Source organism: Candidatus Glassbacteria bacterium (assembly GCA_019456185.1).
Lineage (GTDB): Bacteria > Gemmatimonadota > Glassbacteria > GWA2-58-10 > GWA2-58-10 > JAJRTS01.
The window spans coordinates 1-15,371 of the sequence record VRUH01000074.1 but is presented as its reverse complement, the minus strand read 5'-3'; the positions used below and the strand labels follow the sequence as shown (position 1 = coordinate 15,371).

Annotated in this window: 13 protein-coding genes; all 13 read left to right on the top strand. The window is 58.9% G+C overall.

The features are described 5' to 3' along the window. A partial coding sequence (locus FVQ81_16815) for a peptide chain release factor 2 (protein ID MBW7998194.1) occupies positions 1–941 on the top strand: 941 nt, incomplete at its 5' end. 77 nt (positions 942–1,018) lie between these two features. Then, on the top strand, positions 1,019–2,533 hold the full coding sequence (lysS, locus tag FVQ81_16810; protein MBW7998193.1) for a lysine--tRNA ligase: 1,515 nt from the start codon (positions 1,019–1,021) through the stop codon (positions 2,531–2,533). Between the two features lie 4 nt (positions 2,534–2,537). Then, positions 2,538–3,785: a lipoprotein-releasing ABC transporter permease subunit gene (locus tag FVQ81_16805; GenBank protein MBW7998192.1), complete on the top strand. Its 1,248-nt coding sequence runs from the start codon at positions 2,538–2,540 to the stop codon at positions 3,783–3,785. Then, on the top strand, positions 3,778–4,458 hold the full coding sequence (locus FVQ81_16800; GenBank protein MBW7998191.1) for an ABC transporter ATP-binding protein: 681 nt from the start codon (positions 3,778–3,780) through the stop codon (positions 4,456–4,458). Before FVQ81_16805 ends, FVQ81_16800 begins: the two co-directional genes overlap by 8 nt. A 78-nt stretch (positions 4,459–4,536) precedes the next feature. Continuing rightward, positions 4,537–5,055, top strand: coding sequence for a hypothetical protein (locus tag FVQ81_16795; GenBank protein ID MBW7998190.1), 519 nt, complete (start codon positions 4,537–4,539; stop codon positions 5,053–5,055). A 36-nt stretch (positions 5,056–5,091) separates the two neighbouring features. Beyond that, a complete protein-coding gene (locus tag FVQ81_16790; GenBank protein MBW7998189.1) occupies positions 5,092–6,141 on the top strand; it encodes a protein arginine kinase in 1,050 nt (349 codons plus the stop codon). Positions 6,142–6,174: 33 nt separating this feature from the next. Beyond that, positions 6,175–8,685, top strand: coding sequence for an ATP-dependent Clp protease ATP-binding subunit (locus FVQ81_16785; protein MBW7998188.1), 2,511 nt, complete (start codon positions 6,175–6,177; stop codon positions 8,683–8,685). A 174-nt stretch (positions 8,686–8,859) separates the two neighbouring features. Next, positions 8,860–11,247, top strand: a complete 2,388-nt coding sequence (gene bamA, locus FVQ81_16780; GenBank protein MBW7998187.1) for an outer membrane protein assembly factor BamA — start codon at positions 8,860–8,862, stop codon at positions 11,245–11,247. A 78-nt stretch (positions 11,248–11,325) separates the two neighbouring features. Continuing rightward, complete coding sequence (locus FVQ81_16775) at positions 11,326–11,907, top strand: OmpH family outer membrane protein (GenBank protein MBW7998186.1); 582 nt, start codon at positions 11,326–11,328, stop codon at positions 11,905–11,907. A 24-nt stretch (positions 11,908–11,931) separates the two neighbouring features. Then, positions 11,932–12,540 (top strand): OmpH family outer membrane protein, encoded by a 609-nt coding sequence (locus tag FVQ81_16770; protein ID MBW7998185.1) that lies wholly within the window; start codon positions 11,932–11,934, stop codon positions 12,538–12,540. 14 nt (positions 12,541–12,554) lie between these two features. Beyond that, positions 12,555–13,595 carry a UDP-3-O-(3-hydroxymyristoyl)glucosamine N-acyltransferase gene (lpxD, locus tag FVQ81_16765; GenBank protein ID MBW7998184.1) on the top strand — a complete coding sequence of 347 codons (1,041 nt, stop codon included), beginning with the start codon at positions 12,555–12,557 and terminating at the stop codon, positions 13,593–13,595. A gap of 61 nt (positions 13,596–13,656) precedes the next feature. Continuing rightward, positions 13,657–15,018: a bifunctional UDP-3-O-[3-hydroxymyristoyl] N-acetylglucosamine deacetylase/3-hydroxyacyl-ACP dehydratase gene (locus FVQ81_16760; protein ID MBW7998183.1), complete on the top strand. Its 1,362-nt coding sequence runs from the start codon at positions 13,657–13,659 to the stop codon at positions 15,016–15,018. Continuing rightward, a partial coding sequence (locus FVQ81_16755; protein MBW7998182.1) for an acyl-[acyl-carrier-protein]--UDP-N-acetylglucosamine O-acyltransferase occupies positions 15,015–15,371 on the top strand: 357 nt, incomplete at its 3' end. The genes FVQ81_16760 and FVQ81_16755, both read left to right, overlap by 4 nt.

Genomic DNA, 15,371 nt, shown 5'->3' with positions numbered 1-15,371 from the left:
CTCTCAAGCAGATCAGCGGCCTGGAGAAGGAGCTGCAGATGTGGGAGGAGCTGGCCTCGCTGCACGACGAGGTGGAGATCCACCTGGAGCTGGTGCAGGAGGAAGGGGCCGGTGTCGTATCCGAGGAGGCCGGTGTGGCCCTGGAGCGGTACCTGGCCGCTTTAGACAAGGCGGAGGTGCTGCATCTGCTCAGCGAACCGGATGACGAGAAGGACGCGCTGCTCACCATCCATCCGGGGGCCGGCGGCACCGAATCCCAGGACTGGGCCGAGATGCTCCAGCGCATGTACCTGCGCTGGATGGAACGCAACGGCTACCAGTACCAGGTCCTGGACTTTCAGCCCGGTGAGGAGGCCGGCATCAAGGAGGTTACCGTTGAGGTGAAGGGGGAACGGGCCTACGGCTATCTCAAGGCCGAGGTGGGGGTCCACCGCCTGGTGCGCATCTCGCCCTTCGACGCCAATGCCCGCCGGCATACCTCCTTTGCCTCCGTTTTCGTCTACCCGGCAGCCGAGGATGACCTTGAGATTGAGATCAATGAGAAGGACCTGCGCATCGATACTTACCGCTCCAGCGGTGCCGGCGGCCAGCACGTCAACAAGACCGACTCCGCGGTTCGCATCACCCACCTGCCCACCGGCATTGTGGCCCAATGCCAGAACGAGCGCAGCCAGATGAAAAACCGGGCTACCGCCATGAAGATTCTCAAGGCGCGGCTGTATGACCTGCGCCGCCGGGAACAACAGGCCGAGAGGCAGAAGCTGGAGGACACCAAAAAGGACGTGGCCTGGGGCAGCCAGATCCGCAGCTACGTCCTTCACCCATATACGCTGGTCAAGGACCACCGCACCGGGGTGGAAACCGGTAACGCGCCGGCTGTGCTGGAAGGGGATATCGAGCAGTTTATCCAGGGCTTTCTGAAGAAGTACGGCGGCAATTAATGCGGCCGCAATCAGTACCAAATGGAGAAATAAAAAAGCCTGTTTGAGGCTGAAAAACCGGGAATGCGGGGAGTGCAATGGAAGAGGGGCACCAGCTAAGGCAGGTCAGAATCGAAAAACTGCATCAGTTGCGCGAACTCGGTATCGAGCCGTATCCCTATGCGTTCGAGGCGAACGCGAAATCCTCGGAACTGATCTCGGGCTACCGGGACCGTGATGACCCCGAAAACGGCAGGCAATCCAGAATCGCCGGCCGGATCCGCTCGTTCCGCGGCAAGGGCAAGGTGGCGTTTGCCCATCTCGATGACGGCCACGGGCTGCTGCAACTCTATCTCCGCAAGGAAGAGGTGGGCGAGGAGCCTTACCGGGTCGTGAAACTGCTGGACCTGGGCGATCTGGTCGGTGTCGAGGGTTACATGTTCCGCACCCGCACCGGCGAGGTGACCCTGTACGTTAAATCTCTGGTCCTGCTGGCCAAGAGCCTGCGCCCCATGCCCGTGGTCAAGGAGAAGGTGGTCGACGGGGAGAAAGTGACATTCGACGAGGTCCGGGACAAGGAGCTGCGCTACCGTCAGCGTTACGTGGACCTGGTGGTCAACCCGGAAGTCAAGGAGGTGTTCCGCATCCGTGCGGCGGTGATCGACCGGATCAGGCGTTTTCTCAATGACCGGGAATACCTCGAAGTCGACACCCCGGTGCTGCAGCCGATCTATGGCGGAGCCGCGGCTCGTCCGTTTACCACCGATCATAACGCCCTGGACCGCAAACTCTACCTGCGGATATCGAATGAGCTTTATCTCAAGCGCCTGATCGTGGGCGGGCTGAACCGGGTCTACGAGTTCAGCAAGGATTTCCGCAACGAGGGTATCGACCGGACGCACAACCCCGAGTTCACCATGCTGGAGTTCTACCAGGCCTATGCCGATTACCACGAGATGATGGACCTGGTGGAGGATATGCTGGTCGACGCGGCCGCGACTCCCGGCGTAAAGCTTGAGTCCAATGAGCTCTATTGGCGCGGATTGAATATCAACCTGAAAAAGCCGTGGCCGCGCAGGAGTATGCTGGAGCTGATCGAGGAAAAAGTGGGCGGAGAAATCGCCCTGCCGCTGGATAAAAAGCAGCTGGCCGCGCTGTGCAAAAAACATGGTATCGAGATCAAGCCGGGGATGAGCGCGGGCAAGCTGCTCGACGAGTTGTTCGGCGAGCTGGTGGAACCCGACCTGATCAATCCGACATTCGTGACCGACTACCCGCTGGAGACCAGCCCCCTGGCCAAGCGCCATCGCAGCAAGCCGGGCCTGACCGAGCGGTTCGAGCTGATAATCGGCGGCATGGAGATTGCCAATGCTTTCAGCGAGCTTAACGACCCGCTCGACCAGCGGGAGAGGTTCGAGGCCCATATGCGGCTCCGTGACGAGGGCGACGAGGAAGCCCAGGTGCTGGACGAGGACTACCTTCGCGCGCTGGAATACGGACTGCCGCCCACCGGCGGGGTCGGGATCGGGATCGACAGGCTGGTGATGCTGTTTACCGGGATGGATACGATCAAGGACGTGATCCTCTTTCCCCAGCTAAGAGCGGAAGAGTGAGCCGATGCGGGTAGAGCTCTTTATCGGGTTGCGCTACCTGTTCAGCAGGCGCAACTCGCGGATACCCTCGATCTTCACCCTGATCTCGATCGGCGGGGTGCTGCTGGGCGTGATGGCCCTGATTGTGATTCTGGCCGTGCTCAACGGGTTCCACGACGACCTGAAAGAGAAAATCCTGGGCACCATGCCCCACGTGACCCTGCTCAACTATGTCGACGACTCGATCACCGGCTACGACAGCCTGCTGGCGTTGGTGGAGAATACGCCCGGGGTAGCTGACGCCTCGCCGCTGATCTACTCCGAGGGGATGGTAGTGGGCCGCGGCGGGGAAAACACCGGTGCGTTTGTCCGGGGAGTGATCCCGGAGCAGGAGCGCCAGGTGGTCGATATCGACAACTATATTTACAGCGGCGCGTTCAGTTTCGATTACGAGGAAACCGAAGGGGAGAAGGAATATCCGGGCACGGTGATCGGCAGCTATATGGCCCAGATTTTGCGGGTTGGTGTGGGTGATGAGATAACGCTCTGGGCGCCGAAGGGAATCAAGATAACCCCGTTCGGACTTTCAGCGCCCTGGCGCAAGTTCAGGGTTACCGGGATATTCGAAACCGGGTTGTACGAGGTGGACGCACAGTTCCTCTATGTTTCGCTGGCTGACGCCCAGAGTTTTTTCGGCTACCGCGACGCGATCAACAAGATCGAGGTCCGGCTGGAGGATATCGAGCGGGCGCGGGAGATGCGCGATGAGCTGGTTGACGTGCTGGGCGGATACCCGTATTCGGCAACCGACTGGATCTCCCACAACCGCAACCTGTTCGAGGCGCTCAAGCTCGAAAAAGTGGTGATGTTTATCATCCTGACCCTGATCGTGCTGGTGGCCGCCAGCAATATTGTCAGTACGCTGACCATGCTGGTGATGGACAAGAACAGGGAGATCGGCATTCTGCGCTCGATGGGGCTCACCAGCCGGGCCGTGGGCCGGATATTCGTCTTCAACGGCCTGATTATCGGGACGGTGGGCACGGCCCTGGGCGCCTCCTGCGGCTGGGGCCTGAGCGTGCTGCTCAACACCTACGACCTGATCAGCGTGCCGGGCGATGTCTACTTTATCAGCAGTATCCCGGTCAATATCCAGGCCGGGGATATCGTGATAATCTGCGCGGCCAGCATGGCGATCAGCCTGCTGGCTACCCTGTACCCGGCGTTCCGGGCGGCTACGCTGCCCCCGGTGGAGGCGATCAGGCATGAGTGAGCTGAGTCTGAACGCCGCCGGCGTGCGCAAGGTTTTCCCCAGCGGCGAGATAACCCTGGAGGTGCTGCGCGGAATCGATCTCGAGGTGCGCTCCGGTGAATCGGTGGCGATCCTGGGGGCGAGCGGGGCGGGTAAGAGCACGCTGCTGCATATCCTGGGGGCGCTCGATGTTCCCAGCGGCGGGACTGTCGAACTGGGCGGCGAAGATATGTTCGCCCTCGACGACGCCCGTCGCAGCGAGGTGCGTAACCACAGGCTGGGGTTTGTTTTCCAGTTCCATTACCTGCTGGCCGAGTTCAGTGCGGTGGAAAACGCGGGCATGCCGTTGCGGATCATGGGAGCCGACCCGGCCGAGGCCAACCGCCGGGCGGCGGAAATCCTGACCGAACTCGGTCTTGGCGATCGCCTTCACCACCGCCCCGCCCAGCTCTCCGGGGGCGAGCAGCAGAGAGTGGCCGTGGCCCGCGCACTGGTCCACCAGCCGGATTTCGTGCTGGCCGACGAGCCGACGGGCAATCTGGACAGCGAAAACAGCCGGATGGTGGCCCGGATGCTCTTCGGTGGTATCGAGAGCAGAAAAGCCGGCTTTGTGCTGGTTACGCACAATGAATCATTGGCGGCCGAGGCGGAAAAATCTTATCTTTTAAGAGATGGGAAACTTTACCGGAACTGAGGGACTCAACCGGCTGGAAAATCCCGGTTTGCGCGGGTAAGCTGGAAACATAAATTGATGCAGAGGTGATCCGAAACGATGAAGTGCGAAAAATGTAATGACAGCGAGGCCAAAATTCATTTCACCCAGGTCAAGGACGGCAAGGTTGTCAGCTACAATCTTTGCCCGGAATGCGCCGAGAAAATGGGGATGAAAGGGCCTAAATTAGACAGCCAGCAGCAGTCCGTGTTCACGCCGGAGGCTAAAAACGAGGTGCTAAACGAGCTGGCTCAGGAAGAGGACGGCGCCACGGCGGAAATCTGTCCGTTCTGCCGCGGCACGATGGACGATATCAAGAGTTCGGGCCGCCTCGGCTGCACCCAGTGCTATTTTACGTTCGAAAAGCAGGTGGACGTGCTCCTGCGGCGGATCCAGGGCAGCAGTTTCCATGTCGGCCGCCGGACCGCCAAACCCGAGGGACAGACGTTCAACAACCAGATGATGGTCCGGGAATTGAAGAAAAAACTCAGTGATGCGGTCAAAAGAGAGGATTACGAAAAAGCGGCCGAAATTCGCGATGAGATCCAAAATATCGAAAAACGGATGGAAGTCTCCTGAAACCGGAATTTATTGCAGACTGCCGGAAGGCTGAAAATGGCGTTGCCGATTAAATACCAGATACCAAGCTGGCTGACCGGCGAGGGCGAGAGTTCTGACGTAGTACTCAGCTCCCGCGTCCGTCTGGCGCGTAATATCAAGGGTTACCGCTACTCCTCGCGCTCGGTGCGCGACGAGGAAATCCAGATCCGCGACGAGGTCCTGGCGCTGCTCGAGCGGGAAAAGCTGCTCGACACCATGACCCGGATCGATATCGAGGACCTGCGTGCCTATGAGTGTAATTACATGATCGAGGAGCACCTGATCAGCAAGGACCTGCTCAATACCAAGCACGCGGCCAGCGTGGTGGTGGGGGAGGCCAGCAGGGTCTCGATGATGATCAACGAGGAGGACCATCTCCGCATCCAGAGTATCGCCAGCGGTTTCGACCTTCGCCAGTGCTGGCGGGAAGCCGAAAAGCTGGAAACGTTGATCGGCGCTAACCTGGAGTACGATTTTCACTCCAAGTTCGGCTTCCTCACATCCTGCCCGACCAACACCGGCACCGGCCTGCGGGCCAGCGTGCTGATCCACCTTCCCGGCCTGGTGCTGACCAAGGAGATCCAGAAGGTGCTGCGCGGAATAACCCAGATCGGCTTGACGTTCCGGGGGCTGTACGGCGAGGGCAGCGAGGTGCTGGGCAACTTCTTCCAGATCTCCAACCAGGTTACGATCGGCAAGAGCGAGGAAGAGTTGATCGAGCACCTGGAACGGATAACTTCGCAGATAATCCAGCACGAGCAGAACGCCCGCTCGGTGCTGTTCAAGGACGCCGGCCATTATATTCAGGATAAAGTCTGGCGGGCTTATGGTATTCTGGAACGGGCGCGCACGATCAGCGGCGAGGAAGTGATGAATCTACTCAGCGCCGTGCGGCTCGGGGTGAGCATGAAACTTATAAAAGGCCTTAGTGTATCAACTATCAACCGGATTCTGATTTACAGTCAGGATGCGCATCTGGACGTGGCCGCCGGCAAGAAGCTCAACCCGGTGGAGCGGGATATCGACCGGGCCACGGAAATCAGGTCCTGTTTCGAGAAAAATTAATCAGGCACCTCTAGCGCAAAAAGGCAGGCAATCATGAACAACAAATTCACCGAAAGAGTGAGGAAGGTGCTCAGTCTGGCCCGGGATGAGGCGGGGAGATTGCATCACGACTATATCGGCAGCGAGCATATCCTGCTCGGGCTGATCAGGGAAGGCGAGGGAGTGGCCGCGGCCGTGCTCAACCAGATCGGACTCGATCTGGATACGATCAGGATCAAGGTTGAGGAAATGGTCAAGCCGGGCGGCAGCACGCTGACTATCGGCGATGTGCCGTATACGTCGGTGGCCAAGCGCGTGCTCGAGTTCTCAATCGAAGAAGCCCGGGCGATGAAACACAGCTATGTCGGCACTGAGCACCTTCTGCTGGGCCTGCTTCGCGAGGACAGCGGGATGGCGGCCAAGGTGCTGAGCAGCCTCGGGATCAATGCCGATATCGTCCGGCAGGAAACGCTCAAATTGCTGGGCGGCGAGAGTTTCGAGGCCTCGGCGGCCGCGGACGACGCTCCGGGCGGAGCTTCCGCGGACGACGAACCCAAGAGCAGTAAAAAGACCAAGACACCGGCGCTCGATCATTTCTGCCGCGACCTCACCGAACTGGCCCGCGAGGACAAGCTCGATCCCACTATTGGACGGGAAAACGAGATCGAGCGGGTGATCGAAATCCTCTCGCGCCGCAAAAAGAACAACCCCGTGCTGATCGGCGAGCCGGGCGTGGGCAAGACCGCGATTGTCGAGGGCCTGGCCCAGCGGATCACTACGAACGACATCCCGCCGTCCATGCGCAATTTCCGCGTGCTGGCCCTGGACATGGCCGCCATTATCGCCGGCACCAAGTATCGCGGCCAGTTCGAAGAGCGCCTGAAAGGCGTGATCAGCGAGATCCAGAAAAACAGCAACGTGATCCTCTTTATCGACGAGCTCCATACCCTGATCGGCGCCGGCGCGGCCGAGGGGGCAATCGACGCCAGCAACATGCTGAAGCCGGCGCTGGCCCGCGGGGAGCTGCAGTGCGTGGGCGCCACCACGCTCAACGAGTACCGCAAGTATATCGAGAAGGACGGAGCGTTCGAGCGCCGCTTCCAGACCGTGATGGTCGAGCCGCCGTCGATCGAGGAGACGATCCAGATTATCGAGGGCCTGCGGGCCAGCTACGAGGGCCACCACAAGATCACGATCAGCAGCGACGCGATGGTGGCGGCGGTGAAACTCAGCGAGCGCTATATCACCGACCGTTTCCTGCCGGACAAGGCGATCGACGTGCTGGACGAGGCCGCCGCGCGCAAGAGCCTGGCCTCCCAGGTGCCGCCGAAAGAAGTGATCCAGCTCGAGGAAGAGCACAAGAAAGTGGTTGCCGAGAAAGAGCATGCGATCAACGACCAGGAATACGAGACCGCGGCCAAGCTGCGCGACAAGGAGCACGAGCTGAAAAGCCGGATCGAGGAGATGACCAACCAGCAGGACGAGCAGGGCGATTACGCGGTCACCCTCGAAGAAGAGGACGTGGCCTACATCGTCAGCCGCTGGACCGGAATCCCGGTTGTCCGGCTGAGCGAGAACGAGACCTCGCGACTGCTCAAGATGGAGGACGAGCTGTGCAAGCGGATAGTGGGCCAGAGCGAGGCTGTCGAGTCGATCAGCCGCGCGATCCGTCGCGCCCGCGCCGGGCTCAAGGACCCCAAGCGGCCGATCGGATCGTTCGTTTTCAGCGGTCCCACCGGGGTGGGTAAGACCGAGCTGGCCCGCGCGCTGGCCGAGTTCCTGTTCGCGGATAAGAACGCGCTGATCCAGGTGGACATGAGCGAGTACATGGAGAAATTCTCGGTCAGCCGCCTGCTGGGCGCCCCTCCGGGCTACGTGGGTTACGAGGACAGCGGTTCGTTGACCAAGGAAGTCCGGCAGAAGCCGTATTCGGTGGTCCTGTTTGATGAGATCGAGAAGGCCCATCCGGAGATATTCAATATCCTGCTGCAGATCCTCGACGACGGGACGCTGACGGACAACTACGGCCGCAAGATCAACTTCAAAAACACGGTCGTGATCATGACCAGCAACGTCGGCGCCCGCGAGATCAAGGGCAGCTCGATGGGTTTCCGCGCCCGGAACGATGTGGAAGCGAATTACGACCATATCGCCGATAAGATCAAGGGCGAGATCAACAAGGTGTTCAACCCCGAGTTTATCAACCGTGTTGATGAGATTATCGTGTTCCACCAGCTCACTCTCGAACACATCATCAGCATCGTGGATATCTTTGTCGACGAGCTCCGGTTACGGATTCAGGACCGCGGCTTCGATCTCAAACTGGACAAGTCGGCCAAGAAGTTCCTGGCAGAGAAAGGCTACAACCAGGAGTACGGTGCCCGGCCGCTTCGCCGGGCGGTGCAGCGCTATCTGGAGGATTCGCTCAGCGAGAAATTCCTCAGTAATGAATTCAAGACCGGGGACCTGATTAAAGTCAGCGCCAGCGCGGAAGACGGGCTGAACTTCACGGTCGAAAAGCCCAAGTCCGGCAAGGCTAAAGTAGAGGCGGGAGAGAAGAAGTAGTTCACAGGTGCTGCTCTATCCTTGGTAACCTTGCGCGTGACGGGAGAATTTGTCCCGAAGCGGTGCGTTCTGGTTCCGGCCCCGACTATCCGGGTTGATGCCGCGGATATCGGGGCCGACTGATAGATGAAGGTATAAATCAGCTGCAAGAGTACAACCGGAGGCGTGTTGCGGTTGGATGAATTGAAAACTGATCGATCGAGCCGGATGAAAGTTCTGGCGATAGTGTTAATCATGCTGGCGGGAACGGGCCTGACCTATGTCGCGGCCCAGTTTCCGGCTGCGCGGCCAGCACAGTCTCCGCAGCCTGTGCAGGAGCAGGGCGGCCAGGTAATCGCCGATGTGGTGGTCGAGGGCAACGACCGGGTGTCCAGGCGGCGTATCTTCAGCGCCGCGCAACTGAACGTGGGCGATGATTACACCGTGTTCGCGATCAGGCGGGCCATGCACAACCTCTGGCAGACCGAGCTATACAGCAATGTGGAGATCCTGGCGGATGATATTCCAGACGGTATCCGGATTGTGATCAGGGTCGAGGAGGCTCCGATTGTCTCCCGGCTGGAGCTGGAGGGCAACGAAAAGCTCAAGGATTCCGATATCAAGCCGGAACTCGATTTGAGGATAGGCGGTCTCTATTCTCCGTCCAAGCTTCAGCAGTCGCTCAACAGGATCGTTGAGCTATACCGCAAGAAAGGGTATCACAACACTCAGGTTGAAGCGGTTACCGATACAGCAGCCGCCACCGGCCGGATCGAGATAACGCTTGACATCGACGAGGGCCGGAAGATCAGGATCAGGGGGATCGCGTTCAGCGGCAACGCGCATTTCCCCGATGACCAGTTGCGCGGCGCGTTGGCGACCAAGTCTAAAAGCCGGCTCCTGTTCTGGCGCACCGGCGGATACGACGAGGAAAAATTCCAGAAGGACCTCACCGAAAAGCTGCCCCAGTTTTATGCCAACAGCGGCTTCCTCAACATGCAGGTGCTGGGCCACGAGATGAAGTTCAAACAGGACAGCCGCGATGTGACTATCGATATCACGGTCGACGAGGGCCAGCAGTATTTCGTGGGCAGTATCACTGTCACCGGCAACGCGCATTTCCCCGATGAAGTGATCATGAGGGCCTTCCAGCTTGAACAGGGATCGGTGTTCAACCAGGAAAAGTTCGATGACAGCATGGACAAGGTGCGGGAAATATACGGGGATGAGGGCTATATCTACATGCAGCCCCAGCCGATGCAGGAGTACGAGGACAGTCTGATAAACCTCACGCTGGTAATCCGCGAGGGTGAGCCGGCCACGGTCCGTAAAATTATCATCCAGGGCAACGAGAGTACGTTCGAGGACGTCATCCGCCGCCGGATCAACCTCTACCCCGGCGACCTGTTCCGTCAACCACTGGTTAAAATGAGCTACCAGAGCCTGGTCAACTCGGGCTTTTTCGAGCCGGATATCGGGATCGAACCCCGGCCGATCGAGGAGACCAACGAGGTCGACCTGCTGTTCAAGGTCAAGGAGAGGCGTACCGGCAGCGCTAATTTCGGCGCGGGTTTCGGCGGAGGATACGGGATGACCGGCTTCCTGGACCTGACCCAGAGCAACCTGTTCGGGCGGGGCAAGTCGGTTCAGCTGCGTTTCGAGTTCGGCACCAGGATGACCAATATCGACCTCAATTACTCCGACCCCTATTTTCTCGATTCGCGGGTTTCGTTCGACGTCGGCGTGTTCAACATGCGGCGCAAGCTGCGCAACGACCCGTTCCAGGACCGCTACAAGGGATTCTTCAACCGGTTCGGATTCCCCCTGCCCGGACTGGACTACACGCGCATCTATATCGGCTACTCGCTGATGTCGATCGATATCCGCGGCGACAGCACGCTGGTGGCGCTCTACACCGGCGCGAATGTCCACGATTACCCCCAGACATCGAGCAAGATCAGCCTGACTCTGGCCCGCGATAGCAGGCTGAATTTCCAGCATCCCCAAAGCGGCAGCCGTCACAGTATTACCGCCGAGTACAGCGGCGGCCCGATGGGCGGCAATATCGGTTTCCAGAAATACGAGCTGGAATCGTCGTGGTATACCCCGACTGTCCTTGATAATTTAGTGCTGGGGCTGAAAATGAACCTGGGCACGGTCGGGCCGTTCGGCGGCTCGCAAAGCCCGATCCTGGATTACCGCGAAACTTACATCCTCGGCGGTACCGGCTACGGACGCGATACGGATATCCACTTCCGGGGTTACGAGGACCGCTCGGTGGGAGTGGGCGGACTGTTGTACAGGCGGGGACGGGCCTATTTCACTATCACCGCCGAGGAGGAGATCAAGATTACCGATCAGGTCTATGGCGTCCTGTTTGCCGAGGCGGGCAATGTCTGGCGGGAGCTGGGCGACGCCAACTTGAGCAAACTTCGCCGCAGCGCAGGTTTCGGTGTGCGGCTCGAAACACCGATGGGACCGCTGGGCCTGGAGATGGGTTACGGTTTCGACCAGACGAACCCCGACGGCACGCCGGCGCCGGGAAAATGGATGCCTCATTTCCGTTTCGGACGGTTTTATTGAGCATAAGTGTTGAACCCAACAGCGTTATTGACTAAATTGGCGCGTCCGTGTGCCGATGCAGGCGGACAACCACTTAACATGAAGACGGAAATCTTCACTATTGATGGAGGTATTACCTTGCGTATTCTGGCTTTCATTCTGACAGCCGTGATGGGTATGGCGTCGCTTGCAACGGCGCAGGATCTCAAAATCGGCTTCGTGCAGGTTGAGCGTCTGATGCAGAACTTTCCCGAGCATGACGACGCCAGCCGTACTTATGAAAGTGAACTGCAAAGCTGGCAGACCCAGCTGAACGAGTATGAGCAGCAGATCGGCACGCTGCAGGAAGAGTTCGAGCAGCGGGCCATGCTGTTCAGCCCGGAGAAAAAACGGGAGAAACAGGAAGAGATTCTCTCCAAGCGGCAGGAAGCCGTGAAGTTCTACCAGGACGTGTTCGCCGAGGGCGGCAAGGCGGAGCAGAGGCAGACCGAGCTCTGGAAGCCGATTTACGCCAAGATCAACCGGGCGATCGAAATCCTGGGCGAACGGGAGACTTACGCCATGATTTTCAACGCCCAGGGACTGCTCTATGCCCGGGATTCGCTTGACGTAACCGAGCAGGTGCTGGAGATTCTGAAAGCCGGTGTGGATGTGTCCACGTCCACCGCTCCGCGACGCTAATGACCGGGAAAAAATCCTTTCATTATGAGAACTAAATTAGTATTTTTATTAATTGCATCATTGACAGTTTCCACACTGAGCGCGCAACTGACCAGACTGGGCTTTGTTTCCGACCAGGAGGTGCTGCGGCAGATGCCGGCGCGGGCGGAGGTCCAGAAAATTCTGGACCAGGAAACAGTCATCTGGGAGCAGCGCTTCCAGAGCAGACAGCAGGAAATGCAGGTCTACCTGGATTCTGTCACTGCCCTGGATACCCAGTTGCAGGCGTTGAAAGACTCCATGGCCATGCGAGCGCAGTCCCAGCCTGCGCCGAATCAGGACAGCACGGCGCTGGACACCCTGCCGCTCGCCGGAGATTTCGCGCGTTTGAGCGGAATTCTGGACGGGAAAAAGAAAGAGCTGCTTGCGTATTACCACAGGATCTATGGCAAAGACGGAGTATTAAACCGGCGTAACGCTGAGTTGACACAATCGATTCTGGAGAAACTGCACGCCACCATCAGTGAAGTCAGTACGACGTTGGAACTTTCTGTGATGCTCGATGCATCAGCCCTGTTATATATCGATCAGGACTATAATTACACCGAGCAGGTGATGGAGGCGCTAAACATTGAAACCCAGCGTACGCGTTAAATCAGGGGTCAACGTTGACTAAATACAGTTTGGGAGAGATTGCCGGCAAGGTGAACGGCGAGGTCCAGGGCGACCCGGACGTACTGATCACCGGCGTGGCCGGTCTGGAAGAAGCGGAGGATGGCGATATTTCGTTCGTTGCCAACCGGCGCTACCACAATCGTATCGCCTCCACGAAGGCTGCTGCGGTGATTGTGGGCGAGGGCAACGGGGCAGTGCCAAAAGACAAGAATTTTCTGCTCGTTCCGAATCCCTACCTGACCTTTCTGCTCACAGTCGAGTTATTCCACCCGCAGAACAACGATTTCATTCCAGCGGTGCATCCCACCGCGGTTGTGGATCCCTCGGCCCGGATAGGCGAGCGCGTCTTTATCGGACCGCTGGCCGTGGTGGGCGCCGGGGCGAAAATCGGCGATGACGTTATCCTGCAGGCCCGCTCCTACGTGGGCGAGCGCGCGGAGATCGGCGAGAAAACCAGGCTGATGCCCGGCGCTATCGTCCTGCAAGAAGTCAAAGTGGGCAAGCGCTGCCTTCTGCAGAGCGGCTGCGTGCTCGGCGGCGACGGGTTCGGGTTCGTCTGCGACAACCGCGGGGTGCAGCAGAAAATTCCCCAGGTCTCAGGAGTCGTTATTGGTGATGATGTCGAGATCGGAGCCAACACCACTATCGACCGGGGCACGCTCTCGCCGACCAGAATCGGCAACGGCGTCAAATGCGACAATCTGGTCCACATCGCCCACAACGTCGAAATCGGTGATAATTCGATGGTGATAGCCCAGGTTGGGATCAGCGGCTCGACCAAGATCGGCAGCAGCGTGATCATGGCCGGCCAGGCGGGTATCGGCGGGCACCTCACGATCGGCGACCGGGTCAAGATCGGCGCTCAGGCCGGAGTAACCAAGTCCGCTCCGGAAGCTTCAGAAATTTCCGGCTATCCCGCGCGGCCGCATGCCGAGTCCCTGCGGGTGCAGGCTTCACTCAGCCGGGTCCCGAAGTTGTTAAAGCAGTTCAAGGAACTGCTCGAGCGGGTCAAGAAACTTGAAGATAATCGGTAACGTCCCTGGCTGTCCCGTGGGTGGAGTAGCGGAGGATGGGAACGAATACTTTGGAGAAGAGATGAAACAGAATACCATCGCCCGTCCGGTAAGTTTTTCGGGCATTGGTTTGCATACCGGTGAGCAAACGAAAATTACGCTGAAACCGGCCGAAGAAAATACCGGCGTCATTTTTGAAAGAATCGACCTGCCCGAGCGAACCCGCATCCCGGCGATTGTCGACTGCGTGGAAAGTGTCCAGCGCGGGACCACTATCGGCAAGGACCGGGTCAGGATACACACGGTCGAGCATCTGCTGGCGGCCCTTGCCGGCACCGGGGTCGATAACGTGCTCGTGGAAATCGAGGGCAACGAAATTCCCGCCCTGGACGGCAGTTCCCTGCCGTTCGTGAAGGGAATCGACGAAGCCGGGCTGGTTCAGCAGAGTGCGGAGCGCAGGGAAGCAGTGCTCACCGAGCCGCTGAGCTACGAGGAAAACGGCGTTCATTTCCTGGTCCTGCCCAACGACAAGCTCAAAATCAGCTTCCATATCGAATACAACAACCCGCTGGTGGGCTGTCAGTTCGAAAGCCTCGATATTACCGGAGAAAACTTTCGCAACATGATCGCCGAGGCCCGCACTTACAGCTTCCTCAACGAGGTCGAGGAGCTGAAGAACCGGGGCCTGATCAAGGGCGGGAGCCTGGAAAACGCGGTTGTGTTCGATGAGGACCGGATTCTCAATCCCGGTCCGCTGCGCAGCCCAAAGGAGCCTGTCCGGCACAAGATTCTCGACCTGCTGGGCGATATCCAGTTGCTCGGCATGCCGATGCGAGCCCATATCATCAGTTTCAAGAGCGGCCACCCCTCCAACGTCAATCTGGTGCGAAAGATCCGCGATCACCTGGACAATAACGGCGGTCACGTCAGGGTTCCCTTGCAGGATGATTTGGCCGATTACGTCGGCGCACCAGCGGTTAAGCCGCTGATGGGAATCAACGACATCATGGACAAGATCCCGCACCGCTATCCGTTCCTGATGGTCGACCGGATTCTGGAGTTCGAGGCCGAGAAGCGGGTTGTGGGGATCAAAAACGTCTCGATCAACGAGCCGTTCTTCCAGGGTCATTTCCCCGGCCACCCGATCATGCCCGGCGTTTTGATTGTCGAGGCGATGGGCCAGGCGGGCGGGATGCTGCTGATGAACAGCGTGCCGAATCCCGAAACCAAGGTGATGTATTTCATGAGCCTGGACAAGATCAAGTTCCGCAAGCCAGTGTTCCCCGGCGATCAGCTCAGGCTGGAGGTGGAAATGATCAAGTACAGGCACTCGATCTGCAAGATGAAGGGTTGCTGTTACGTGGAGGATGAACTGGTGGCGGAGGCGGAGTTGACGGCGATGGTGGTGGAGCGAGACCCCTTGCAGGACCAGCGGGGTTTGTGATCGGAAAGGAATTAAGAAAGTTGGCTATTCACTCGACCGCCATTATCGACTCCGGGGCCGAACTGGCGTCGGATGTCGAGGTAGGCCCGTACAGCATTATCGGTCCCGGCGTCAAGATCGCGGCCGGCACCAGGATCGGGCCGAATGTCTATATCTACAAGAACACGACAATCGGCAAGGACTGCCAGGTCTGGAAAGGCGCCTCGCTTGGCACCGACAGCCAGGACCTGAAATTCCACGGACAGACCACCTACCTGGTGATCGGCGACCGCACGATGATCCGCGAGTTCGCCACGCTCAACCGCGCCACCACCGAGGGCGCGGCCACCAGAGTGGGCAACGACTGCTTCCTG

Coding starts and splice junctions, on each gene's coding strand:
- lysS (MBW7998193.1), top strand. CDS start 1,019: ATGGAAGAGGGGCACCAGCTAAGGCAGGTCAGAATCGAAAAACTGCAT.
- FVQ81_16805 (MBW7998192.1), top strand. CDS start 2,538: ATGCGGGTAGAGCTCTTTATCGGGTTGCGCTACCTGTTCAGCAGGCGC.
- FVQ81_16800 (MBW7998191.1), top strand. CDS start 3,778: ATGAGTGAGCTGAGTCTGAACGCCGCCGGCGTGCGCAAGGTTTTCCCC.
- FVQ81_16795 (MBW7998190.1), top strand. CDS start 4,537: ATGAAGTGCGAAAAATGTAATGACAGCGAGGCCAAAATTCATTTCACC.
- FVQ81_16790 (MBW7998189.1), top strand. CDS start 5,092: ATGGCGTTGCCGATTAAATACCAGATACCAAGCTGGCTGACCGGCGAG.
- FVQ81_16785 (MBW7998188.1), top strand. CDS start 6,175: ATGAACAACAAATTCACCGAAAGAGTGAGGAAGGTGCTCAGTCTGGCC.
- FVQ81_16775 (MBW7998186.1), top strand. CDS start 11,326: ATGAAGACGGAAATCTTCACTATTGATGGAGGTATTACCTTGCGTATT.
- FVQ81_16770 (MBW7998185.1), top strand. CDS start 11,932: ATGAGAACTAAATTAGTATTTTTATTAATTGCATCATTGACAGTTTCC.
- FVQ81_16760 (MBW7998183.1), top strand. CDS start 13,657: ATGAAACAGAATACCATCGCCCGTCCGGTAAGTTTTTCGGGCATTGGT.